This window comes from Arthrobacter sp. SO3 (genome assembly GCF_020532825.1).
GTDB lineage: Bacteria > Actinomycetota > Actinomycetes > Actinomycetales > Micrococcaceae > Arthrobacter.
Window position 1 is genome coordinate 14,520 of sequence record NZ_MQTS01000021.1, and the last position, 23,650, is coordinate 38,169.

At 66.3% G+C, this 23,650-nt stretch carries 24 protein-coding genes, 1 tRNA gene and 1 pseudogene; 11 read left to right on the forward strand and 15 right to left on the reverse strand.

Annotation, left to right across the window (positions count from 1 at the left end):
- Position 1 precedes the first annotated feature (1 nt).
- From BJQ90_RS02275 to BJQ90_RS02310, 8 genes and pseudogenes are all read right to left on the reverse strand, one after another.
- A pseudogene (locus tag BJQ90_RS02275) lies at positions 2–947 on the reverse strand (HoxN/HupN/NixA family nickel/cobalt transporter).
- Positions 947–1,732 carry an urease accessory protein UreD gene (locus tag BJQ90_RS02280; RefSeq protein ID WP_226758693.1) on the reverse strand — a complete coding sequence of 262 codons (786 nt, stop codon included), beginning with the start codon at positions 1,730–1,732 and terminating at the stop codon, positions 947–949. The pseudogene BJQ90_RS02275 and the gene BJQ90_RS02280 overlap by 1 nt, the downstream one beginning before the upstream one ends.
- Before the next feature lie 179 nt (positions 1,733–1,911).
- Positions 1,912–2,529 carry an urease accessory protein UreG gene (gene ureG, locus BJQ90_RS02285; protein ID WP_226758694.1) on the reverse strand — a complete coding sequence of 206 codons (618 nt, stop codon included), beginning with the start codon at positions 2,527–2,529 and terminating at the stop codon, positions 1,912–1,914.
- Positions 2,530–2,563: 34 nt separating this feature from the next.
- A complete protein-coding gene (locus tag BJQ90_RS02290; RefSeq protein ID WP_226758695.1) occupies positions 2,564–3,253 on the reverse strand; it encodes an urease accessory protein UreF in 690 nt (229 codons plus the stop codon).
- Positions 3,234–3,716 carry an urease accessory protein UreE gene (gene ureE / locus BJQ90_RS02295; protein WP_226758696.1) on the reverse strand — a complete coding sequence of 161 codons (483 nt, stop codon included), beginning with the start codon at positions 3,714–3,716 and terminating at the stop codon, positions 3,234–3,236. The genes BJQ90_RS02290 and ureE overlap by 20 nt, the downstream gene beginning before the upstream one ends.
- A 19-nt stretch (positions 3,717–3,735) precedes the next feature.
- Complete coding sequence (ureC, locus tag BJQ90_RS02300; RefSeq protein ID WP_226758697.1) at positions 3,736–5,496, reverse strand: urease subunit alpha; 1,761 nt, start codon at positions 5,494–5,496, stop codon at positions 3,736–3,738.
- A complete protein-coding gene (locus tag BJQ90_RS02305) occupies positions 5,493–5,810 on the reverse strand; it encodes an urease subunit beta (RefSeq protein ID WP_226758698.1) in 318 nt (105 codons plus the stop codon). The genes ureC and BJQ90_RS02305 overlap by 4 nt, the downstream gene beginning before the upstream one ends.
- Positions 5,811–5,819: 9 nt before the next feature.
- Positions 5,820–6,122 (reverse strand): urease subunit gamma, encoded by a 303-nt coding sequence (locus tag BJQ90_RS02310; protein WP_226758699.1) that lies wholly within the window; start codon positions 6,120–6,122, stop codon positions 5,820–5,822.
- 216 nt (positions 6,123–6,338) lie between these two features.
- Between BJQ90_RS02310 and BJQ90_RS02315 the strand changes: the two genes are divergently transcribed.
- Positions 6,339–6,674 carry a hypothetical protein gene (locus BJQ90_RS02315; protein WP_226758700.1) on the forward strand — a complete coding sequence of 112 codons (336 nt, stop codon included), beginning with the start codon at positions 6,339–6,341 and terminating at the stop codon, positions 6,672–6,674.
- A gap of 23 nt (positions 6,675–6,697) precedes the next feature.
- On the opposite strand, the gene BJQ90_RS02320 is transcribed toward BJQ90_RS02315, so the two are convergent.
- A complete protein-coding gene (locus tag BJQ90_RS02320; protein ID WP_226758701.1) occupies positions 6,698–7,438 on the reverse strand; it encodes a LysR substrate-binding domain-containing protein in 741 nt (246 codons plus the stop codon).
- Between the two features lie 89 nt (positions 7,439–7,527).
- On the opposite strand from BJQ90_RS02320, the gene BJQ90_RS02325 reads away from it, so the two are divergent.
- Positions 7,528–7,932 (forward strand): DUF5997 family protein, encoded by a 405-nt coding sequence (locus BJQ90_RS02325; protein WP_226758702.1) that lies wholly within the window; start codon positions 7,528–7,530, stop codon positions 7,930–7,932.
- 32 nt (positions 7,933–7,964) lie between these two features.
- Here BJQ90_RS02325 and BJQ90_RS02330 read toward each other — a convergent pair whose 3' ends face one another.
- Positions 7,965–8,348: a VOC family protein gene (locus tag BJQ90_RS02330; protein WP_226758703.1), complete on the reverse strand. Its 384-nt coding sequence runs from the start codon at positions 8,346–8,348 to the stop codon at positions 7,965–7,967.
- Between the two features lie 145 nt (positions 8,349–8,493).
- Between BJQ90_RS02330 and BJQ90_RS02335 the strand changes: the two genes are divergently transcribed.
- Together BJQ90_RS02335 and BJQ90_RS02340 are read left to right on the forward strand one after the other, a co-directional pair.
- A complete protein-coding gene (locus tag BJQ90_RS02335) occupies positions 8,494–9,123 on the forward strand; it encodes a hypothetical protein (protein WP_226758704.1) in 630 nt (209 codons plus the stop codon).
- A 67-nt stretch (positions 9,124–9,190) separates the two neighbouring features.
- Positions 9,191–9,829, forward strand: coding sequence for an NADPH-dependent F420 reductase (locus tag BJQ90_RS02340; protein ID WP_226758705.1), 639 nt, complete (start codon positions 9,191–9,193; stop codon positions 9,827–9,829).
- An 80-nt stretch (positions 9,830–9,909) separates the two neighbouring features.
- Here the strand turns inward: BJQ90_RS02340 and BJQ90_RS02345 are convergent, their stop codons facing one another.
- From BJQ90_RS02345 to BJQ90_RS02360, 4 genes are all read right to left on the reverse strand, one after another.
- On the reverse strand, positions 9,910–10,392 hold the full coding sequence (locus BJQ90_RS02345; RefSeq protein ID WP_226758706.1) for a pyridoxamine 5'-phosphate oxidase family protein: 483 nt from the start codon (positions 10,390–10,392) through the stop codon (positions 9,910–9,912).
- 125 nt (positions 10,393–10,517) lie between these two features.
- Entirely contained in the window at positions 10,518–12,038 is a 1,521-nt protein-coding gene (locus BJQ90_RS02350; RefSeq protein WP_226758743.1) for an APC family permease, read from the reverse strand.
- Positions 12,039–12,052: 14 nt separating this feature from the next.
- On the reverse strand, positions 12,053–12,976 hold the full coding sequence (locus tag BJQ90_RS02355) for a universal stress protein (RefSeq protein WP_226758707.1): 924 nt from the start codon (positions 12,974–12,976) through the stop codon (positions 12,053–12,055).
- A 49-nt stretch (positions 12,977–13,025) separates the two neighbouring features.
- Entirely contained in the window at positions 13,026–14,417 is a 1,392-nt protein-coding gene (locus BJQ90_RS02360; RefSeq protein ID WP_226758708.1) for a flavin monoamine oxidase family protein, read from the reverse strand.
- 176 nt (positions 14,418–14,593) lie between these two features.
- Between BJQ90_RS02360 and BJQ90_RS02365 the strand changes: the two genes are divergently transcribed.
- Positions 14,594–15,280 (forward strand): TetR/AcrR family transcriptional regulator, encoded by a 687-nt coding sequence (locus BJQ90_RS02365; RefSeq protein WP_226758709.1) that lies wholly within the window; start codon positions 14,594–14,596, stop codon positions 15,278–15,280.
- A 217-nt stretch (positions 15,281–15,497) separates the two neighbouring features.
- Here the strand turns inward: BJQ90_RS02365 and BJQ90_RS02370 are convergent.
- Positions 15,498–15,580 (reverse strand) — tRNA-Leu (locus BJQ90_RS02370).
- Between the two features lie 420 nt (positions 15,581–16,000).
- Between BJQ90_RS02370 and BJQ90_RS02375 the strand changes: the two genes are divergently transcribed.
- Genes BJQ90_RS02375 through BJQ90_RS02400 form a run of 6 tightly spaced genes read left to right on the forward strand, consistent with a single transcriptional unit; the run spans position 16,001 to position 23,648 of the window.
- Positions 16,001–16,750: an FhaA domain-containing protein gene (locus tag BJQ90_RS02375; RefSeq protein WP_226758710.1), complete on the forward strand. Its 750-nt coding sequence runs from the start codon at positions 16,001–16,003 to the stop codon at positions 16,748–16,750.
- Positions 16,747–17,226 carry an FHA domain-containing protein gene (locus BJQ90_RS02380; RefSeq protein ID WP_226758711.1) on the forward strand — a complete coding sequence of 160 codons (480 nt, stop codon included), beginning with the start codon at positions 16,747–16,749 and terminating at the stop codon, positions 17,224–17,226. The genes BJQ90_RS02375 and BJQ90_RS02380 overlap by 4 nt, the downstream gene beginning before the upstream one ends.
- Before the next feature lie 2 nt (positions 17,227–17,228).
- Positions 17,229–18,935 carry a PP2C family protein-serine/threonine phosphatase gene (locus tag BJQ90_RS02385; protein WP_226758712.1) on the forward strand — a complete coding sequence of 569 codons (1,707 nt, stop codon included), beginning with the start codon at positions 17,229–17,231 and terminating at the stop codon, positions 18,933–18,935.
- Entirely contained in the window at positions 18,932–20,383 is a 1,452-nt protein-coding gene (locus BJQ90_RS02390) for an FtsW/RodA/SpoVE family cell cycle protein (protein ID WP_226758713.1), read from the forward strand. The genes BJQ90_RS02385 and BJQ90_RS02390 overlap by 4 nt, the downstream gene beginning before the upstream one ends.
- The gene (locus BJQ90_RS02395; RefSeq protein ID WP_226758714.1) at positions 20,380–21,837 is read left to right on the forward strand and encodes a peptidoglycan D,D-transpeptidase FtsI family protein; all 1,458 of its coding nucleotides are present in this window, start codon (positions 20,380–20,382) and stop codon (positions 21,835–21,837) included. Before BJQ90_RS02390 ends, BJQ90_RS02395 begins: the two co-directional genes overlap by 4 nt.
- Positions 21,834–23,648, forward strand: coding sequence for a protein kinase domain-containing protein (locus BJQ90_RS02400; protein ID WP_226758715.1), 1,815 nt, complete (start codon positions 21,834–21,836; stop codon positions 23,646–23,648). Before BJQ90_RS02395 ends, BJQ90_RS02400 begins: the two co-directional genes overlap by 4 nt.
- The last annotated feature ends 2 nt before the right edge of the window (positions 23,649–23,650 follow it).

Sequence of the window (23,650 nt, forward strand, 5' to 3'; positions counted from 1 at the left end):
CTTACGACCATGCTCCCGGGCTCCGGGCCGGCTGGCCGCCCGGATGTGAGGCAAGCAGCCGCCCGCCGCAGGATGCGGCGCCCCAGACCGTCAGCAGGCCCGCGACCAGCAGCAGCCCCGCGTCGCCCAGATCGATCTCCCCCAGCCAGGTGGTCACCGGATCCTCCAGCCCGAATGCGGCGTGGAAGAACCCGCCCAGGGTGATGGCTGAAATGACCAGGGCCGATACGGCGGATATGCCAGTGATCAGCGCGTTGAAGCCGAGTTTCCGTTGCGGGCGGTGGATGGCGGAGCGGTACATGCGCATCATGGCCACCCCGTTGGTGGTGTCGCATAGCGTCATGGCCGCGGTGAAGGCCAGCGGAAGCGCCAGAAGCGCCAGCGGGGACGCTCCGGCCAGGGACGCCGCCGTCGCCATCACCAGCAGGCCGATCGTGGTGGCGGTGTCGAAACCCAGCCCGAAAAGGAAGCCGATGACGTAGATGCTCCGCGGCCGCTGGACCCCGGAGAGAGGTTTCGCCAGCAGCCGGGCCACCAAGCCCGTGGCCGCAAGATCCTCGTCCCGCACCGTCCTACATGAGCTCCCCCACCATCGCGGCACCGCCCACGACGAGCACCCCGGCCAAAATCACCACCGAGCTGTGGCCCAGGCTGAACGCGAACCCGACGCTCACCGGATCCTTCCGCTGGGCCACGAACCTGCGGGTTGAATTGTCGATGGCGGCAAGGTGGTCCCAGTCGAAGCTGTGTTTGATGCCTGCGTCGTAGGCGGTCAGCACCAGGCCAAGTGCCAGCGGCTCTCCAGCCGTCGCCGAACCTGCAAGGACAAGCCCGACGGCGGCGGCGTGCAGGGCCACCACGGCTCCGAAGGTGACACCAAGCCGGGTCCCGAATGGGAGCTGGTCGCGGTGTCGATACATGGCAACGAATTCGGTCAGCGTGGCCATCAATATTTCCTGAGGTTCAGCGGCGCCGTGCCATGCCACCGCTGACGCAGGAGGGCGCTGCAGGTGCCCAGCAGCCTGTTGAGTTCCCCGGTGCTGTTTGAGAGCGACCGGAGCACAAGTCCGCTGATGCCATCCACCGTGGCAGTCAACGAGACCCCTGTGTAGGCATCATGGCCACCAGCCAGAGCGTGCAGTTCGTCCGCGAGTTCCTGGTCAACGCGCCCATCGACCGCGATCAGGGACCCCACGTGACTGAAGCCGTCCATGAACCCCATCCCGGTGACGTAGTGCTGCGGCGGCCGGATCAGCAGGTTGTCGAGGGCCAGCAGTCCACTGTTGCCCCCGGATTCAACATGGATTTCGGTCCGGAGCCGCAGTTCCTCGTACCGGAACGAGGCGCCGTCCGGCGACCAGCCCGGCGTGATGACCTCGGACATGACCAGGCTCGACGTTGGGTGCACGGTGATGTGCGTGTTCTGCCGGTAACTGGCCTCCCGGTAGGCGATCACCTGGTCCGGGGCCAGCTCCAGCTGCGACCGCTCCCCCAGCCGCAGCCGCATCCGCTGCTCGGCAAACGACCCCGGCGTCCGGTAGATTTTCGTGGCCGACTGGGTGGTCAGCAGCAGCTTCGCTCCGTCCGCCACCTCCACGTCCATGACATAGAGATCAGCCCCCAAATAGGCCCCGCCAGGATTCACCACGACATAACAAACCTGCCCGGAGTCATCCAGGTAATGCGGCCGCAATATTCTCAAAGCGCCCTGATGAAACTGATGCACGGCCACGGACCGTCCACCCCTGTCGGCGACCAGAAGTTCAAGGCGGCCCCTCACGGGCCCCCCAGCGGACGCGGGTGAAGGGGGCCGCGGCGTGGCGGGCACCGCGGAGCGGGCACGGCCCCCTTCACCCGCGGGCGCCGGCCCGGGTAAGGCAACCACGGGAGGATCAAGAGCCGCCGGCGTGCTCATGGTGCGAGGTCGAGCATCAGGACATCGCGCCGCATCCATTCGATGACGCGCTCCAGTCCTTCGTCGGTCTTGAGGTTGGTGAAGCAGAACGGCTTCTCGCCGCGGAACTCCTTGGAGTCGCGTTCCATCACGGCCAGGTCGGCCCCGACGTGCGGTGCGAGGTCGGTCTTGTTGATGATGAAGAGGTCTGACTTGATCATGCCCTGGCCGGCTTTGCGGGGGATCTTCTCGCCTTGGGCCACGTCGATGATGTAGATGGAGAAGTCCACCAGCTCGGGGCTGAACGTCGCGGAGAGGTTGTCCCCGCCGGACTCCACAAAGATCACCTGCAGATCCGGGTGCCGCTTCTTGAGCTCCTCGATGGCGGCCGTGTTCATGGAGGTGTCTTCGCGGATGGCGGTGTGCGGGCAGCCGCCGGTCTCGACGCCAATGATCCTGTCGATCGGGAGGATGCCGTTGGCCGCCAGGATCTTGGCATCCTCGATCGTGTAGATGTCGTTGGTGATGGCAGCCATGGAGATGTCCCGGCTCATGTGGCGGGTGAGGCGCTCCACGAGCTGGGTCTTGCCGGCACCGACCGGGCCGCCGATGCCGATTTTGATGGGCTCAGACATATTCTTCTCCAGACATATTTCTCATGCGGTTCGGTTAGCTCATGAACATTCGGGCACGCTGTCGCTCGTGCCGCATCTGCGAAATTTCGAGTCCCGGACTGACGGCCCCAAAGTCGGACCGGTCCAGCTGGCCGGCGCGGCAGGCTGCGGCAGCGACGTCGTCGGCCGCTTTCCGGAGCAGCCGCTGGCCGGCGTTCTGCCCCAGCGGGATGGCCCGGACGGCGTTCTGCGTCAAGGATGTGACCGCCGCGAACAGGTAGGCGGCTAGAGTCTCGGCCAGGGGGACGCCCAGGGAGCGCGCAACGACGGCGAACGCCAGCGGCTGGTGGCCGGCGGCGCGGCCGGAACTCACCAGCTCCCGGTACGCCGCCAGGTCTGGGGACGGAAAGATCTCGGCAGCGATCTCAAGGAGCCGGCCGCCCATCTTGATGCTGGCCTCGCGCAGCTGCCGTGGCAGGAGCTGGGCGCTCAGCAGCGAGTCCAGCTCGGGCAGCGCGTCGCCCTCGTAGAGGAACCGGATGGCCAGGGCGTCCGAATACGTCAGCTGCTGCCCCACAAAGGCGGACAGCCACACGCCGAAGGACTGCTCGTCGCGCACCAGCCCGCGGTCGATGTAGCTCTCGAACCCCAGCGAGTGCGCGAAGGCACCGGTGGGCAGCGCGGAATCGCACAGCTGCTGCAGGGCGAGCTGGTAGGGCGCGGGGCTAGTGGGAGTGTTCGGCATGGCGGAAGGGAACGGGCATCACGCGCTCCTGGCGGACGTAGGGCGCTCCGACGTGTTTGAGGTAATCCTCCACCGTGTGGTCGTACTGGCAGACCATGACCTCGGACCGGTACTCCGAGGAGGCATCGAAGAACTGTGCCTGCAGGTGCCGGTTGCCGAGGGAATGCGCCACCACCCCCATCTCGTGGATGGAGCGCGGCGCAATGACGAGGACATCGGTGGGCAGCACCGACACCACGATCATGTTGGTCTCTGCAACGTGCAAGATGTCGCCGTCGCGCAGGTCCCCGGAACCGGTGGGGAGGCGGATGCCGAGTTCCTTGCCGTGGTCGGTGGTGACGCGCTGGACGCGTTTGACCAGCTGGGCGCTGGGGAGCACCACCTTTTCCCGGTGCAGCCCGGCATAGGGGTCCGGTCCGGGAGGAAGGTCGTGCGTGTTGCCGAGGACCTTTTCGATGATCATGCCTGTCTCCTCCGGAAGCCTAGAAAAGGAAGTAGCGCTGCGCCATCGGCAGCACGTCGGACGGTTCGCACGTGACGTCCTCCCCGTCGACCGTCACCTGGTACGTTTCCGGGTCCACTTCGATGTCCGGAGTGGCGCCGTTGTACTTGAGGTCCGCCTTCGTGAGGCTGCGGATGCCGGACACGGCCCGGATGACCTTCTCCAGCCCCAGCTCCGCCGGCACCCCGGCATCGATGGCGGCCTGGGACAGGAAGGTGATGGACGACTGCTGCAGGGCCCTGCCGTAGGTGGCGAACATCGGCCGCATGGTGCGCGGCTGCGGCGTGGGGATGGAGGCGTTGGCGTCCCCCATGAGGGCGTAGGCGATCTGGCCGCCTTTGATCACGAGCTCCGGTTTGACTCCGAAGAACGCCGGGTCCCAGAGCACCAGGTCCGCGAACTTTCCGACCTCCACGGAGCCGATGGAGTCCGCCATGCCCTGCGCGATGGCCGGGTTGATGGTGTATTTCGCCACGTAGCGTTTCAGCCGGAAGTTGTCGCTCTCCGCGCCCCGGCCGATGGCAGCACCGTGTGTGCCGCCGTCAGGGTCCTTCAGCACGCCGCGCTGTTTCTTCATCTTGTCGGCGACCTGCCAGGTGCGGATGACCACCTCACCCACCCGGCCCATGGCTTGGGAGTCCGAGGAGGTGATCGCGAAGATGCCCATGTCCTGCAGCACGTCCTCGGCGGCGATGGTCTCGGCGCGGATGCGGGAGTCCGCGAACGCCACGTCCTCCGGAATGTCCGGGTTGAGGTGGTGGCAGACCATAAGCATATCGAGGTGTTCTTCGATGGTGTTGCGGGTGTACGGCAGCGTGGGGTTGGTGGACGCCGGCAGCACATTGGGCAGTCCGGCGATCTTGATGATGTCCGGAGCGTGCCCGCCGCCGGCGCCCTCGGTGTGGAACGTGTGGATCACGCGCCCGTCGATGGCCCGGATGGTGTCCTCCACAAAACCGCACTCATTCAGGGTGTCGGTGTGGATGGCCACCTGGACGTCGAAGCAGTCCGCGACCTTCAGCGAGGTGTCGATCGAGGACGTCGTGGAGCCCCAGTCCTCATGGACTTTCAGGCCGATGGCGCCGGCACGGATCTGCTCTGCCAGGGGTTCGACGGCGGACGCGTGGCCCTTGCCGAAAAGACCGATATTGATCGGGAGCCCCTCGGCCGCCTGCAGCATCCGCTGGATGTGCCATTTGCCGGGGGTGACGGTGGTGGCCTTAGTGCCTTCGGCCGGGCCGGTGCCGCCGCCGATCATCGTGGTCACCCCGCTGCACAGGGCGGCGGGGACCTGGTCCGGGGAGATGAAATGGATGTGGGAGTCCACGCCGCCGGCGGTCAGGATCTTCCGCTCGCCCGCGATGATCTCGGTACTCGCGCCGATCACAATGTCCACGCCGTCGGTGATCTGGGGGTTGCCGGCTTTGCCGATCCGGAAGATGTGGCCGTCCCGGAGCGCAACGTCGGCTTTGTAAATCCCGGTGTAGTCCAGAACCACGACGTTGGTGATCACGGTGTCGGGGACGGCTCCCCCGTGGACGTCCCCGTCCCGCGTCACCTGGCCGTTCTGGCCCATGCCGTCGCGGATCACCTTGCCGCCGCCGAACACCACTTCCTCGCCGTAGACGGTGAGGTCCTTCTCGATCTCGAGGAAGAGATCGGTGTCGGCGAGGCGGATGGAGTCGCCCGTCGTCGGGCCGTACAGGTCCGCATATTGCCTGCGGGGCAACTCGAAGCTCATTTCCGTCCCTCCAGACTGCCGTTGACTGCGTTGCTGAGGCCGTAGACCTCACGCCGGCCGGCGAGTTCGATCAGCCGGACGGTCTTGCTGTCCCCCGGTTCGAAGCGTGCCGCCGTGCCCGCCGGAATGTCCAGGCGCCGTCCGTATGCGGCCCGCCGGTTGAACGCCAGGGCGGCGTTTGCTTCGGCAAAGTGGAAGTGCGAGCCCACCTGCACGGGACGGTCGCCGGTGTTGGTCACCACGACGTCGATCGCCTCGCGGCCGGCGTTGACCAGCACAGGATCGGGGCTGAGAACGTATTCTCCGGGAATCATCGCAGCTCCCTAACGGATCGGATCGTGGACGGTGACGAGCTTGGTGCCGTCGGGGAAGGTCGCTTCGACCTGGACGTCGTGGATCATTTCCGGCACGCCCTCCATGACGTCCTCGCGGCGGAGCAGGGTGGTGCCGTAGCTCATCAGGTCCGCCACGCTCCTGCCGTCCCGGGCGCCCTCGATCAGCTCGTAGCTGATGATGGCGACGGCCTCCGGAAAGTTCAGCTTCAGTCCGCGCGCCTGGCGGCGCCGGGCGAGGTCGGCCGCGACCACGATCATGAGCTTTTCCTGCTCACGGGGCAGAAGATGCATGACGGAATCCCTTCGTCACCGGCGGTCACGGGCCTGGCGGCGCCACGGTGTTGCCAGCGTAGACGGAAAACGTTTCGTTTAGGTTTCCGGCGACACAAAACGGGAGGCAGCGGACACCGACGGGTCGCCGGACCTCCTGGCCGCCGGACGGCCGGGAAGCCTGCGGCGGCCCTACCGCGGCCAGCCTCCGGTCAGCCCGCTTGTTAGGGTGGATGAATGAAACTTCGCCTCGCCGCCCTTGCCGCTGCAACCCTCACGATCGCGCTGACGGGGTGCGGCCAGGTGCAGGACGCCGCGAACAAGGCCGTCAGCGACGGCGCATCCCAGGTCGCGACGGCGGCCGGCAGTGAAGTGAAGAAGCAGGCCTGCACGCTCGTGAAGGACGGCCTGGTCAGTGTCAAGGACAAGGAAGCGCTCGGCGGCCTGGTCGCCGGAGCCGAAACCGCAGGGGTTCCCGCCGAGATCACCACCCCGCTGCGCCAGATCGCCGACTCCGGCGACCAGGCTCCGGCCGAATCCGTCAAGGCCCTGCAGGACGCCTGCGCCAAGTAGCGCCCGGTCAGTTCCGGCAGCGCCTAGCGCTTCCCTTTCTTCCGTGACCCCTTGCCCCGTCCCTTGTCAGGGTTCGGCGCGTAGCGCTGCGCCACCTTGGGCTTCTTGACGGCCGGTCCCCGCCGGTCCGGCTTCGGTTCCTTCTTGGGCCTTTCCTGCTGGGCGGAGGGCTGGCGGGAGCTCGCGGCAGTGCGGCCGCGGACGATCCCGATGAACTCCTCGATGACCTCGTCCGTGGTGCCGCTGGGCCATGCCAGGGCGATCTCGGTGGTGGGCGCCCCGGTGAGTTTCCGCGCCACGGTGTCCTTGACGTTGAAGTGGCGGGCCACGGACATCGGCAGGATGACCAGGCCGGCCCCGGTGGCCACGACCTGCAGTGCCATCTCCGGTCCGCCAAGTCCGGCCACGTCCAGGAACGTCTCCCGGGCGAGGTCGGCCAGGGCCACCTCCTCGAACAGCGAGATCTCGTGTCCCTTGGGCGCCACCACCACGGGCTGTTCCTCGTACAGCGGGATGACGTTCAGGCCCTCGCGCTCCACGGGCAGCCGGACGAAGCTCAGCTCCGCGGACCCGTCGCGCAGAACCGTGAGCTGCGCGCCGTCGTCGGACATAAAGGAGTGCAGCGGAACATCAGGCATCCGCTCTTCCCAGCGCCTGGTCCACTTTCCCGGCGTCACGCCGGCGACGTAGGCAAAACGCAACTCCCGCACAACTGGCACAGGGGTTTCGTCGGGGGACTGGGATGCTTCTTCTGCTGCGGACACATGTTCACAGTACCGCCCGGGCTGGCGTAGGCTTCCGCCCGGCCGGCCGTTTGGTGCTGGTTTGGTGCCCCGCCGGATACCCTTGAAGCATGACCTCTGCAAACTCCCAGTCCATGAAGCCGGCCACCGTAGCCAAGAAGCTTGGCATCTACCTGCCCGCAACACCCCAGGAGTTCCAGGATTCGGTCATCAGCCGCGCCGATTTCGCCGAGCTCCAGGCCAACCCGCCGGAGTGGCTCGCGGAACTGCGGCGCAACGGCCCGCACCCCCGCCCGGTGGTCGCGCAGAAGCTGAACGTCTCCATCAGCGGGCTGGCCCGCGGCGGGGTTGAGGAAGCGCTGACGACGGCGGAAATCACCGCGCTGCTGCAGGCTCCCCCGGCATGGCTGGTCGCCGAGCGCTCCACCCACGCTGCCGTGCGCGCCGAGGCCCAGCGGGTCAAGGACGAGGCTGCGAAGAAGGACGCCAGGAAGGAACGCACCGCCGCCGAGTAGCTGCTCTGGCCGGCGGGCCCGCCGGTCCCGGCTCAGTCCTGATGGAGCTGCACGAAGTTCCCGCACCCGTCGTCGAACACCGCCGTCGTCCCCCCGGGACCGACGGAGGGCTCACCCTGGAACATCACGTCCTTGGCGGTGAGCCGCTTGAACTCGGCCCGGACATCGGTCACCCCGAAGACGATCGCGGGCAGCCCCGCGTCGTGGCATCCGTTCATGTAGGCCGCCCCGATCGGGTTATCGCTGGGCTCCAGCAGGAGCCCGACCGATCCGCCGCCGGACCCGGCCGGATCCTTCACGATGTACAGGTTGTGCTCCGGGATGGCCATGAGGCTCTCGAAGCCCAGGATTCCGGTGTAGAACTCGAATGCCGCGGCGGGGTCCTTGACGTGGATACTGCACATTTTCAGTCGCATGCGGCCTAGGCTACGCCGGGACGGGCCCGGGTGGGAACCGGACCCCCGGCAACGGCCGAAGGACCATTGACGGCCCGCCCTCGATGGATTCCAATGGAATCAGGGAACCGCGCCCGCCCCGGACCGGATCCCTGGAGGTATTGGAATGCCGTCTCTGTTCGAGCCCGCCCCCTTTGCGCTCTGGCAACTACTCGCCCTGGCCTGCCTTGTCGTGTGCGCTGCGGGAGCCTCGGTCTATTTGCTCCGGAAGCATCTGGCCGACGACGACGGCCTGCCGGATGCCGTCTTCTGGGACGGTTTCGCCGGACTCGCCATCGTTGCGCCGGCCGTGATCCTCCCCGCCCTGGTGGCGCCGTGGTCCGGCCTGCTGCTCGGAGTCATCGCCGCGGCCGCGGCAGCCGCCGCCTACCTCTGGACTCCCAGGATCTTCAGCCGGCAGGCGGAGCGGCGCTCCGCCCGGGACACGGCAGCCAGCAACGAGGCGGCCGCGGCCCGGCACCGCAGCGCCCTGGCCAGATGGCAGCGCTACGAACTGGACCCCGCGCACAGCATCGACTACCCCGCCATGTGTGACCCGCGGCAGCCGGAGACGGCCGCCCTGATCCGTGCGATGAAGGCCGCGGATCAGCTCCGCAGCGGGACGGACGCCGGCTATGCCCGGGCGGTCGAGCGGCTGGAGGAAGCCCTCGCCGAGGCCGAAAGGGCCGCAGGCGTCGGACGCGACGCACCGACCCGCCACGCCGGATCCCCGGCAGCGGATCCGGCGCTCGGCTGACATGTCTTACAGCTCACCTGCCTAGCTTTGTCCCTGCGTTCCAGCGTCATCCTTGGAAGGAAGCACCATGACAGACATCACCATCATCGGCAGCGGCAACATGGCACGGGCGATCGGCACCCGCGCCGTGGCAGCCGGACGCTCACTCCAAATCCTGGACCGCGCCCCGGAGCACGCGGCCAAACTGGCTGCCGAGCTGGGCGGCGGTACGACGTCCGGTGGACTGGGCGATATCCCGGAAGGCGACATCGTGGTGCTGGCCCTGTACTTCGGACCGGCCAAGGAAGTGGCAACGCACTACGGTGACACCCTCAGCGGAAAGACCGTGGTGGAGATCAGCAACCCGATCAACGTGGACACCTTCGATTCCCTGACGGTGGACCCGGGGTCCTCAGCCGCCGAGGAAATCGCCGCCCTGCTGCCGGGGGCAGCAGTCGTCAAGGCGTTCAACACCACGTTCGCCGGCCCGCTGACGGCCGGCGCGACGGGCGGGATGCCCCTGGATGTCTTCATCGCCACAGACTCGGAGGAAGCCGGCAACCAAGTCGCCTCGTTCGCCGCAGCAGCCGGTCTCCGGCCACTGCGGGTCGGCGGGCTGCGGCATGCCCGGGAACTGGAAGCATTCCAGCTGCTCGTGATGGCGCTGCAGGCTAACCCCGCCTACGCGGCCTTCAACTGGGGCACAGGGCTGAAGATCATCGACTAGGCAGTCGCCGGCGCGCGCGGCGGGTCCGTTGACCCGCCGCGGCGCAGGACAGCGCTGGTCGACGCAGGACGGCGCTGGTCTTAGAGTTCCACCGTGCCGCTGTCGCCCACACTCATCCGGCTGTGCATGACCTTGGATTTGACCCACTGGAGCACCGACGCGGCGGTGCCGCCCGGGCTGGTCCAGTACTCGGCGGAGTCGGAGTCGACGTGCAGCAGCACCACTTCCGGGGTGTCCGGGCCGTCCGGGAACCAGGCTTCGACCATCTGGTTCCAGAGCTCGTGGATCTTCTGGCGGTCGGTGACAACTTCTGCCGTCCCGGCCACCGATACCCATTCCGTTCCTTTGCCGAAGGAGACGTTGACGCCCGGGTGCGCCCGGACGTGGGCTACCTGGGAGGTGGTGGCGGACGTGAAAAACCACATGTCGCCGTCGTCCAACACGTCCTGGACGGCCAGCGGGCGGCTGACCAGCGCGCCCTCTTCATTGACGGTGGTGAACATCCCGATCCGCGAATCGTTGATGATGTCCGTAACTTTGCTGATGTTTGCTGCGTCCGACATGCTGTCACCTCGTTCTGGTTCCACACAGGGGAAGGTCCCCCTCCCGCCAGCCTATTGGTAAGTGTGCTTACTTTCCAATGGCTGCCGGAAGAAGGACCTTCCCGGAACTCCCGCGGGCCGGCGACTCAGTTTCCGCGGGCCAGCACCTCGCCCTTGAAGAACTCGGGCCGGAGCTTCGCCATGATCAGCATGAGCACCACCCCCAGCAGGATGACTCCCGTGCCGAGGATGAAGACCAGGCCCAGACCACCGATCGAGGAGCCCGAACCGTACGCCGGATCCATGGAGTCATAGGCGGTCTTGAAGAACATGACCAGCAGGATGACCCCGCCCAGGAGGGGTGAGAGGAACTTGAAGAAGAACGCCTGCGCTCCGCTGAACGCCTCGGCCCGGAAAAACCAGACACAGGCCAGCGCCGTGATGCCGTAATAGAAGCAGATCATCATGCCCAGAGCAGTGATGGTGTCCCACAGCGCATTCTCCGACGTGGTGCGGGTGATGACGTAGAACGCAGCGGCAGCCACCGCCGAGGCGATCGTGGCGTAGCTCGGTGACTTGTGTGTGGGGCTGATCCTGCTGAACTTCTTCGGCAGGGCTTTGTAGTGGCCCATCGACAGCAGCGTCCGCGCCGGCGAGACGAACGTGGACTGCAGCGACGCCGCCGAGCTGCTCAGGATGGCCAGGGACATCAGGATAGCGAAGGGTCCCATCACCGGACCGGCGAGCACGGCGAAGATGCTGGCCTGGTTCTCCGGGTTTCCGGCACCCAGACCTTCCGTACCGATTCCGGCGAAGGACAACGTGGCCAGGGCAACGGTCATGTAGATGATCACGATGACCAGTACGGTGACGGTGGCGGCACGGCCCGGGGTCTTTTCCGGGTTCTTGGTCTCCTCATTCATGGTCAGCGTGACGTCCCACCCCCAGTAAATGAAGATGGACAGCGAAACACCGGCGGCAAAGGCGGTGAAAGATTCCACCGCGAAGGGATTGAACCAGTCCGGTGAAATGGCTGTGGCGTCAAAGGCGGTGCCGTTGGCGACGTGGCTGAACGCGGCCACCGCGAACCAGCCGAGCACCAGTAGCTGGAATCCCACGAGCACATACTGGACCGTCTTGGTGGTTTCCATGCCGCGGTAGGAGATCCAGCACGCGAGGGCGATGAACACCAATGTGGTGGCAATGTTCAGCGGCAGGTTTTTGGTGAGATCAGCGAGGTCGGGGTTACCGAAAATTTGCGACAGCATCAGGTAGAAGAAATCCACCGCGACAGCGGCCAGATTCGAGAGCACGATGATTGTCGCCGCAATGAGCCCCCAGCCTCCCATCCACCCGAGCCACGGGCCAAAGGCTTTCGAGGCCCAGGTGAAGGACGTGCCGGCGTCGGGCATGGCGTTGTTCAGCTCGCGGTAGCCGAACGCCACCAGCAACATCGGGACAAAGCCGACCAGGAAAATCGCAGGCAGGTGTACGCCGACTTCAGCCACGGTGGGGCCCAGTGCCGCAGTCAAAGTGTAGGCCGGGGCGATACAGGAAACGCCGATGACGACAGCGCCAATCAGCCCCACAGACCCTGCCTTCAGGCCCTTCTCGCTCAGTCCGTGCTGGTCTTCGGTGTACTGTCCGGTGTGCGAGGCCTTGGCCATCGCGTGTTCCGCGCTCATTTTTGTGCCTCTCGGGTGAAGTCATGCGACGCTGGCTGGTTGGGGTTTTTGAGCTCATAGTCACTCGGGACCACAATCATCGGCACCGGCAGGGCACGCAGAATGCGGTTGGCCGTGCTGCCCAGGAAGATGGACCGGCTCGTGGCAAGCCTGCTCGATCCGATCAGCAGGACCTCGCCGTCTTCCCAATCCAGACGGTCCACCGCTTCCTCGACGGTGCGGCCCTGTGCGATGACAACTTCCGCCTTCGCCTCCTCCCGTACCCCCTGCCCGCCGCCCGGCAGGGCTGCGGCAAGATGCTTCGCCGCGTACGCCCGAGCCGCTTCGGCGGCTTCCGCGGCAGCGGCCGCGTCGCCGCCGTCGATCGCCAGAAGCGACACCACGCGCAGCGGCACTTCGCGGCTGGCCGCCATCCCAAGGGCGAAATCGAGCAGCTTCTCAGCGCCCGTCCGGTTTCCGAGCCCGCAACTGATCCGGGTCACGGCCTCCTGGCGATGGTAGCCATGCGGTGCCAATGCCACGGGAACGGTCGAAGCGTGGAGCAGTGCGCTGGCCACCGACCCGATAGTGAACCGCTTGAAGATCCCGTTGCTTGTTGCGCCGATGATGAGCATGTCCGCCCCGAACTCCTCAGCGGCCTGGATCAGTGCGTGGGCGTCGGAATCACCGCTGCGGACGTGGGCCCGGGCCGGGACACCGGGCGGAATCAACGCCAGCGCCTGGTCAAGCCACTCCTGTGCCTGCTCATTGAGCAGGTGCTCGAAGCCGGCCCTGGGTGCGTGGGCGGCCCCGAACTGCTGCACTTCGGGGACCACCAGCACAAGGTCCAGGCTGGCTCCGCGCCCGAGCGCCAGTGATACGGCCAGGTTTACGGCATCGTGCCCTCTGGCATTGGCTGAATACCCCACTACGTAACGCATCTGGCCGATCCTTTCTGAACTGTTGGGCGGGTTACGTGGCAGGGACGGATTAGTTGGTGGCGACGGAGGCACGGTCTGCCGCTGCGACGATCCGGGCTGCCGTGTGGCGTCCCATTCGAACGGCGCCGTCGACGTGCTGGTAGCCCTCGGCAGCGAGATCGGAGGAGGACCAGTAGATCGGGCCGACCGGCGCGTGCTGGTCCTTGCCATAGCGGTGCAGTCCGCCGAGGTCGTAGCTGGAGGCATAGGCGCCGCGGGTCCACTCCTCAGAGCCCCAGTCCGACTCGTAATAGACCTCCGGCTCGAGGGCCTTGTCACCGAGGAATCCGGCGATCGATTCGAGGATGGCGCGGCGGCGTTCCTCGGCGCTGAGCTCGAACATGGCATCGGCCTTCTCGTCCGAAACGAAGCCGACCAGGGTGCCGCGGGGGTCCTCGTGGTTTGTGTTGTCGTAGACCTCCTGGACCAGTGCGCCGGCACCGAAGCAGGTCCCGGAGAGGCCGTCCTCGCGCCAGAACGGGGTGCTGTAGACGGCGTGCACCTTGATGACCAGGCCCAGGGACTGGTGCTGGTGCATCTGGTGCTGGCGTCGCGGCAGCGGCGGGTTGAAGGAGACCCGGGAGTAGAGGTTCGGCGGCACGGCCATGATCACGAAGCGCGCGTTCACGGTGGCGCGTTCCGAAACAGCGGTCACGCGGTGGTTCCCGCCGGCGTCCACACCCCAGCTGATGGTGCGCACCGGGCTGTCAAGGACGACGTCGTCACCCAGTTCGGCGGCGAGCAGCAGGGAGACCCGCTGCATTCCGCCGACGACGCGCTTGTCGAGGATGAAGTCCTCGTCGGTGAGGTGGCTGAAGGATCCGGCGGAGGCAGCCATCAGCACTGCCTGCAGGGCGGAGAAGGCGTGGGCGGGCTTGGTCAGCATTCCGCCGGCAATAAAGAGGCCGATGTTGTTGCAGGCTTCCTCGTCCGTGGAGTTCTCCCGCAGCCAGTGGTGGAAGGAGATGGTGTCCAGCTCGCGGGCCTTGGGGTGCGCCCATGGTTCGGTGGGGCCGATCTCGGCGGCGAGGGTATCCAGCAGAGCGGTGAGTTTGTCCATCTCGGCGGCGGTGGTTTCGCTGACCGGGAAGGTGTCGCCTGTATAAAGGGTGCGCTTGCCGTCGGAACCGATGTAGACGGAGTCGCCCTCGCGATAGCGGGAGTAGGTTTCCAGGGCGAGCTCGTCGAGGAGCGCCAGCAGTTCGGTCTGGTCCGGGGAGACCCACTGGCCGCCGATTTCCAGCATGGCGCCGTCAATCGTGTCGGTCCAGGTGCGGCCGCCAACCCGGTCGCGCGCCTCCAGGACGGCCACGCTCAGGCCGGCTTTCTTCAGTTCCCTGGCTGCGGTCAGCCCGGCGGGGCCTGCTCCGACGATAACGACGTCGCGGTCAAGTTCCAGCATGATGTCCTCTCTCTGGCCGCTGAAGTGATGCGGCCCACTAAATGAATGTCATTCATTTAGGATCGACTATAGACCCTTCCGGTGTGCCAGGGAAGACCTCCTGCCGAAGAAATTCCGCCGGTAAAGTGGGGGCACAATGGGAGCACCCAGGGACACCGACAGCAGAAAGGCCAGGAATGCCGGCACCAACCAGAGCCCCAGCAGATCCACTCCACGACGCGAAACCGCGCCGCCGGGTGGGCAGGCCTGCTGCCGCCGTCCTCGACCAGGACGGCATCACCGCTGCGGCGCTGCAGCTCATCGGGAAGAGCGGGTACGACGGCTTCACCATGGCGGCCCTGGCCCGGACGCTGAACGTGGCGCCGTCGGCCTTGTACAACCACGTCTCATCCAAACGCGACGTGCTGGTCCTGGTTCAGGACCACCTGACGTCTTTTGTTGATGTGTCCGCCTTCGGGTCCGGACCGTGGGACCAGGCCGTGCGCAGCTGGGCCTGGAGCTACCGCGACGTGTTCTCCAAGCACACGCCGCTGATCCCGGTGATCGCCGTGCTCCCGGTGACTGACGCGCCCAAGACCCTGGCCATGTATGAGGCCGTCAGCGCCGGTTTCAGCCATGCTGGATTCCCGCAGGAGCGGATCATTTCGGCGATCGTGGCCCTGGAATCCTTCATCTTTGGCTCAGCGTATGACGTCACGGCCCCGGCGGATATTTTTGACTCCGGAAGCATGGCTCACTCGACGCCGAACTTCACCGCAGCAGTCAAGCAGCAGGACCTGGAAGGCTACGAAAAGCCCGCCGACGTCGCATTTAACCTGGGCCTTGAGGCGATGATCGCTCGCTTCGGGGCGCTCCGCGGTTGACCGCGGAGCATGCCCTCGGATCAAACCAACGCGGGGTCACTTAGCGCCCAAGCCGCGCCTCGGGATGGGCGCGAAGTGACCCCGCGTTGTTGGGTTCGGGGCGCCCGCCGGAGGCCTGGCGCAGAACGCGCCGGGAAGGGGGGCCGCCTGAGCAGGCACCGCCCGGTTTAACAAAAAAGAACCCCGGTCCGAAGACCAGGGTTCTTTTACATTTGCGTGCGCGAGGGGGGATTTGAACCCCCACGCCCTTTCGGACACTGGCACCTGAAGCCAGCGCGTCTGCCGTTCCGCCACTCGCGCGCAACTTCTTCCACACAATTTTTGGCCCGGAATCCGGACCGCCAACCTCGTAAAAGCAGCGAGATCAAGCATAACGGACAACTGCGGGAAAACACCAATCGCCTCCCGCGGCGGCCGTTCAGGGCACTCCGGAGGTGAGGGCACAGGTGTCCCGCAGCGGCCCGCATCGGGGCCCTCCCCGCTACATGAAGTCCCTCCCCGCGGGTCGCTTGGGGCAACGTCGGAGCAATGTCAGGGCAGGTCAGGGCCGGTCCGCCGCCATTTCCCGGCACGGAGTGGCGACGCGCATTAAGGCCATTCCCAGACTCGCCCAGTAGTATCTGGTGTAGGAGTGCCCGTTACCTGCGGGCTCCCGCAAGTTTGGGAAACCGAGTTCCGGAACGAACGCTGTCCTGCAGCCGTCACGAAAGGAGAAGGACCATGGGATTGCTGGACAAAGTCGAGCGCGGCATCGAAAAGGCCGTCCGCGGAGTCTTCTCCACCGGTTCCCGCGCCCAGGTCGAGCCGGTCGAGATCGCCAGCCACCTCCGCCGCGAGGTGGACAACAAGGCCATCACCATCGCCGCAGGACGGACCCTCGCCCCCAACGTCTTCGACGTCCTCCTCAGCGACGACGATTTCCAGCGGGCCCAGGAATGGGGCACCCCGCTCGCGGAAGAACTGTGCGACGTCGTCATCAACCACGTGCGCAGCCAGGGCTACACCCTCCAGGGCCCGGTGCGGATCAGTTTCCGCCGGGACGAGGGCCGCCGCGCCGGGGACTTTGAAATCAAGTCCCGGACCGAAAAGTCGTCTTCCCCCTCCGCGCCCGCCCAGCCTGCGCCGCACGCCGGCATGCCTGCCGCACCGACACGACAGCCGGCCCGGATGCAGCCCGTCCTCGATATCGACGGCCAGCGGTACTCCCTGAACGCGGCCTCAATCATCCTGGGGCGCTCATCCGAAGCGGACATCCTGATTGACGACACCGGCGTTTCCCGCCGCCATCTCGAAATCCGCACGGGGCCGGGCACCGCCCAGGCCGTGGATCTGGGCTCCACGAACGGCAGCTACGTCAACGGCCACAAGATCGCCGGCTCCTCAGACCTCACCGACGGCGCCACGATCACTATGGGACGGACCAAGATTATCTTCCGCCTTTTGCCCGCCAACCCTGGCGGCCGCCAGTGAGCGAACTGACCATCACCGCCCTGCGGTTCGGCTTCCTGCTGCTCCTGTGGGTCCTGATCTTCAGCATCGTTGCCGCCATGCGCCGCGACCTTATGATCGGCCGCAAGGCAGCGGCGGGAGCCCCGACGGCACGGCAGGTGCGTAAGAACCCTGCGCTGGCCGAACCGGCCGCCCCGGTCAAGCAACAGCCGCGCCACCTGGTGGTGACCGAAGGTCCCCTCAAGGGCACCACGATTCCGCTGGCAGCGAGCCCCATCCTGCTTGGCCGCGCCCAGGAAGCCACCCTGGTGCTGGAAGATGACTATGCCTCCGGCCGCCATGCCCGCCTGTTTCCGCAGGGCAGCCGGTGGTTCATCGAGGATCTTGGCTCGACCAACGGCACCTACCTGGCCGACCAGCAGCTCACCCGGGCCCTGCCCGTTGAGCTGGGTGTCCCCGTGAGAATCGGCAAGACGGTCATCGAATTGAGGCCGTAGCCGTGGCTGTCCCGGATCGCCCCGCTGAAAGGGCCGAAGGCAAAACACCTGCACCGTCGCGGCCGCTCATCATGCGCTACGCCGCACGGTCCGACGTGGGCCGTGTGCGGGCGAAGAACGACGACTCCGCGTATGTTGGCCGCCACCTCGCCGTCGTCGCCGATGGCATGGGCGGACACGCCGGCGGCGATGTTGCCTCTGCCGCCACCGTGCTGGACATGATCCATCTCGACAAGGACGACTACGACGGTGACGCCGGCACCGTCCTGGCAGACGAGATCCAGACGGCCAACTCACTGCTCTCCGAGCTCGTCCACATGAATCCCAAGCTGGCCGGTATGGGCACCACCGTCACGGCCCTCCTGCTGGCCGAAGGCAAACTGCACTTCGCCCACATTGGCGACTCCCGCGCCTACCGGCTCCGGAACGGCGAATTCGAACAGGTCAGCGTGGACCACACCTTCGTGCAGCGCCTCATCGACGAAGGCCGGCTCCGACCCGAAGAGGCGGAAACCCATCCGCACAAGAATGTCCTCATGCGCGTCCTCGGTGACGTCGATGCCAGCCCGGAACTGGACCTGGATACGCTTGACGTCGAACCGGGCGAACGCTGGCTGCTCTGTTCCGACGGTCTGAATTATGTGGCCGGCCATGTTGTGGAACGCACCGTCCGGGAGACCCCGAACCTGCGCGAATGCGCGGAATTACTGGTCGACCTCACCCTCGAGGCAGGGGCTCCGGACAACGTCACCGTGGTGATGCTGGAAATCGCCGAACAGACGAGCGACGACGTGCGGACCGCCGCCGTCGAAATTGTTCCGGCCGCGTCACCTTCCACAGTGACCGCCACTGCGTCCGAAAGCCCTGTCCTGCTGCCCGGAAGCACCGTTGGTGCCGCACAGACTGCCGAAACGACGCCGAACACCAATGACGTCGGCGCGGCGGACGTCACGCCGGACGACAGTGCGGCCGAAAAGGCAGAGCCTGAGACCTCGACCGATCCGCACCTTGGCGAGCACCTTTCCGCCGAGGTGCTCCGCGAGGACCTGGCCGGCCGCCCCCACGAACTCGTGGGTGCAGCCGCCACTGCCGCGGAGACCGGTTCCATCCCGACCATCGCGGGGCGCACCCTGGCCCGCCGCGCGGCGACCGTGCTGACCCACAAGTCTGAACAGTCGAGGGAAGAGGCCGACGACGACAAGGCCGCCCGCCCGCCGCGCCGCTGGCTGACTGTCGCCATCGCTGCGGCCATCGTCGCACTTCTCGCCCTGGGCCTGTGGCTGGGCTATGCCTGGACCCAGACCCGGTACTACATCGGGGAACAGGACCAGCACGTCGCCATCTTCAACGGGGTCTCACAGCGCCTGGGACCCATCCAGCTTTCCACCCTCGAAACGGTGACCGATATCCGGATGTCAGATCTCCCCGATTTCTCCCAGCAGCGGGTGCGCCAGACCGTGCCGGCCCGGGACCTCTATGACGCCCAGCGGATCGTCAAAAACCTGGAACGCACCGGTACCACGGCCCCCGCGGACGAATGCATCACACCGTCACCGACCCCGGCAACCCCGGGCGCGACCGAAACCCCGGGCACGTCAGCGAGTCCGGGGGCTACAGCAGTCCCCGGCGAAACCGCGGGTCCCGGCGCAGCCGTGACCGGAGCACCGACGCCGGCGGCCACGGCTCCCGTCTGCGAGGTCGGCAAATGACACCCATCGATCCCACGCCCAAACCGCGGCGGAATGTTGAGCTTGTGCTGCTGGTGCTGGCCCTCGCCGTCGGCATCGGCGCCCAGGCCCTCGTCGGAGTGGACCAACAGAAGGCTTTCGACACCGATTTCTGGTTCCAGTCGAGCCTGCTTGCCGCGGCTGCCCTCGCGTTCCACATTGTGCTCCGCATTCGGGCTAAATATGCCGATCCCGTAATGCTTCCACTGGTGGTGGCCCTCAACGGACTCGGCCTCGCCATGATCCACCGGCTGGACCGGGTCGGAGAAGACACGGGCAACAACCAGCTTCGCTGGACCGTCGTCGCCATGGCCGTGTCCATCGCCGTGATCTGGTTCCTCAAGGACCACCGCATCCTCCGCCGCTTCACCTACATCTCCCTGGCAGTCAGTGCCATGCTGCTGATTCTGCCGCTGGTTCCCGGCATCTCCGCGGGTGAAATCCTGGGCGCGAAGGTCTGGATCAAGGTCGGGCCGATGACCTTCCAGCCCGGCGAAATCGCCAAGATCACGCTCGCTATATTCTTTGCCGGGTATCTTTCATCCAACCGGGACCTCATCCTGCTGGCCGGCCGGAAAGTCGGGCCCATCCAGTTCCCGCGCTTCAAGGACATGGGCCCCATGATCGCCGCCTGGCTTGTCAGCATCGGCGTGCTGATCTTCCAGCGGGATCTGGGCTCCTCAATCCTGTTCTTCGGTCTCTTCCTCGTCATGATTTACGTGGCCACGAGCCGCATCAGCTGGGTGATCATCGGCGTAGGCCTCATGGCCGCCGGCGGCTTCGTAGCGTCCCGCGCCTTCTCCCACGTAGCGCTGCGGATCGACGGCTGGGTCAACGCCTTCACCCCCGAGGTCTACGGACGGGAATTCGGCGGCAGCCTGCAGATCGTCGAAGGTCTCTTCGGCATGGCCAACGGTGGCCTGGTGGGCACCGGCTTCGGCCAGGGACGCCCCAATCTGGTCCCCTTCGCCAACAGCGACATGATCATCGCCTCCTTCGGTGAGGAACTGGGGCTGATAGGCCTCTTCGCGATCGTCCTGATGTACCTGCTGCTGTTCACCCGGGGCTTCCGGGCGGCGCTCGGCACCCGGGACGCGTTCGGAAAACTGCTCGCCACCGGGCTTTCCTTCGCCATTGCGCTGCAGTGCTTCGTCGTCATCGGCGGCGTCACCAGGCTCATTCCGCTCACCGGTCTCACCACCCCGTTCCTGGCGGCGGGCGGCTCCTCGCTGCTGGCCAACTGGATCATCGTTGGGCTCCTGCTCATGATCTCGCACACGGCACGCGGCCCGGTGGACACAACACCGCTGGCCCCCGGCGACGAACCCGACCCACAGAAGGTAACTCCTGCCATGCCCTCGAAGCCGGCCGCCGTGCCCGGCACCGGACGGAACAGTCCGGACGCCCCCACCGAGGCGGTGAAGCTGTGAACCAAGCCATTCGCAACGCCTGGATCGCCGCTATCGCCATGTTCGTGCTGATCTTCGGGGCCCTCAGCTACGTTCAGGTGATCGGCGCGGACGAGCTGGAGGCAAATGCGTGGAACAAACGCACCCTTTTACAGAACTACTGCAACGACCGCGGCGCGATCATCGTCGGCGGCACCCCCGTGGCCGAGTCCGTGGCTGCGGATGAAAGCTGCGCGTTTCAGCGCACCTACACCCAGCCGGAGCCGTACGCCGGGATCACCGGCTATTTCTCCAGGAGCTACGGGGTGACCGGGCTGGAGAAGACCATGAACAAAGAGCTCGCGGGCAGCTCGGACCAGCAGTTCCTGGACCGTGTCGGCCAGCTCTTCCTGGGCAACCAGCCCAAGGGCGCGTCGGTGGAGCTCACGCTCGATCCGAAAATCCAGAAACTCGCGTACGACCTCATCCCGGATGGCCGGCGCGGATCGATTGTGGTGACCAATCCGAAAACCGGCGCGATCATTGCCATGGTGTCCAAACCCTCCTACGACCCCAATCTGATCGCCACTCAGGATCCGGCGGCCGAAGCCGCCAACTTCGCCGAGCTGAACAAGGTCCCGGGGATCAACCTGAACCAGAACGTCAGCGGACCCACCGGCGCGCTGCTGGCACCCGGCTCGGTCTTCAAGCTCATTGACACGGCCGCTGCCCTCAACTCGGGCAAATACAACAAGGACAGCACTCTGCCCAACCCCGCGGAAATGTCCTTCCCCGGCATCCAGTACAAACTGCCCAACTACGCCGGCGGCAACTGCTACACCCGCGACACCGCGACTTTTGCCTTTGCCCTGCAGCAGTCCTGCAACACGCCGTTCGCCAGTATCGCCTTGGATCTGGGACAGAAGGCCATCGCAGACCAGGCCGGGAAATTCGGTTTCGGGCAGGACTTTGGCGACCAGCTGAAGCTGGACTCCGCCGCGAGTTTCTTCCCGAGCGAGCCGCTGGATGACGCCAGCCTGGCGCAGTCCTCAATTGGCCAGCGGGACGTCCGGGCCACCCCGCTCCAGATCAACCAGATGACCGCCGCGATCGCCAACGGCGGAGTGCAGATGCAGCCGAACCTGATCAAGGCCGTACGCTCCCCGGACCTGCGGCCGATCAGTGAGCCGAAGCCCCAGGTGCTGCAGACCTCCACCACGCCGGAGATCGCCCGGCAGATCAACGAGTGGATGGTCAGTGTGGTCAGCGACGGCATCGCCCGCGGGGCGGCCGTACCCGGTGTCAAAGTGGCCGGCAAGACCGGTACCGCGGAACTCGGCAACGGCCTGAACAACTCATGGTTTACCGGGTTTGCCCCGGCGAATGACCCGCAGGTGGCTGTCACTATCGTCATGGAAAGCGTAGACATCACCACCGGCGCACAGCTAACCAGTCCGAACGCGAAGAAGATTTTTGAGGCGGTGTTGAATAAGTGAGGCCTTCATCAGGAATCACCCTCGGCGGCAGGTTCCAGCTGACCACACGTATAGCGATCGGCGGCATGGGGGAAGTCTGGAAAGCCAAAGACCTGATCCTTGGCCGCATCGTCGCCATCAAGGTGCTCAAGGAGGAGTACACGGGCGATCCCGGGTTCCTCCAGCGGTTCCGCGCCGAGGCCCGCCATACCGCCCTGCTGAACCACGTGGGCATCGCCAACGTCTTTGACTACGGCGAGGAAGAAGGCTCCGCCTACCTCGTCATGGAGTTGGTCCCCGGCCAGCCATTGAGCAGCATCATCGAACACGAACAGGTGCTCTCCCCGGACCGCACGCTGTCCATGATCGCCCAGACGGCCCGGGCCCTCTCGGTCGCCCATGCCCAGGGCCTGGTCCACCGGGACATCAAGCCGGGCAACCTGCTGATCACCCCGGATGGCCGCGTCAAGGTGACCGACTTCGGCATCGCCCGGCTGGCGGACCAGGTACCGCTCACCCAGACCGGACAGGTGATGGGAACCGCCCAGTACCTGGCTCCGGAACAGGCCACGGGCCAGTTGGCTACCGGCGCTTCGGACATCTATGCCCTCGGCGTGATCGGCTATGAGTGCCTCACCGGGCACCGCCCGTTTTCGGGCGAATCGCAGATTGCCATCGCGCTGGCCCAGGTCAATGATGCCCCGCCGCCGCTGCCAGAAACCCTGCCGAAGCCGGTCCGGGCCCTGCTGATGTCCATGCTGGCCAAGGACCCCAAGAACCGCCCGGCCGACGCCCTCAAACTCTCCGTGGCCGCCGAAGCCATCCGCAACGGCGATATCGCCGCAGCGCACGCCGCCGTTCCGGGCATGCTCCTCTTCGAGGCAGCCACCGGACCCATCACGGCACCGGTGGACATCCCCACCGCCGCAACCGGTGTCATCGGTGCGGCTGACCGTTCGACGTCGGCCACCTCGGCGTTGCCTGTCGTCGGCGCCGCCGGCGCGGGTGCCGCTGCAGGGCTGGCCGCCGGGGCCGCGGCCGCCAGCGCGTACGGCGCCCGCAACACACTCTCGCGCGCCGACGCCCTCGCGGCGGAACGCAATTGGGTCCAGGAGGACGACGACTACGACGACGAGCCCGTCAACCAGCCCGAACGCCGCGGCCGCAGTCCCTGGACCTGGCCGCTGATTGCCCTGATCCTGCTGGTGCTGTTCGCCCTGGTGGGGATCATGCTGACCCAAGCCGGCATTCTGTTCCCGCAAACGCCCGCGAGCAGCAGCGCCGTCAACACCACCAGCGCTGCGCCGACCACCACCAGCGCCTCCCCGACCACCACGAGCCCCAGCCCCACCAGCAGCTCCGCGACACCTACCCAGTCCACGCCGGCTGCCATCAATCTGATTCCGGAGAGCTACCTGGGCCGCCCCTTCAACGAGGTCCGCAGCGAACTGATCGGTCTGGGGCTTGTCGTCACCGGAGTCGAGGTGTTTGACGACTCCACCCCCGGAACGGTGGTCCAAATCGACCCCGCCGGGCGGGTCCAGCCCGGCACAACAATCAAGGTGTCGTACTCCAAGGGCCCGGAAGCCGTAACGGTGCCCACCCTGCAGTCCGGTGCCAGCGAAGCGGCTGTCCAGCAGGCCATCGAGAACGCCGGCCTCCGCTGGGCCAAAGGCGATCCCGTCAGCCCCACCGGGAAGAAGGAACAGCCCGGCACCTTCGTCAGCTCCGAGCCTGCCTCCGGCAGCAAGGTGCCCGCCGGTTCGCTCGTGACCTACCACCTGGCCAAGGCCGCGGCCACGCAGTCAACCCCGAGCCCAACGGGAACGTAGGC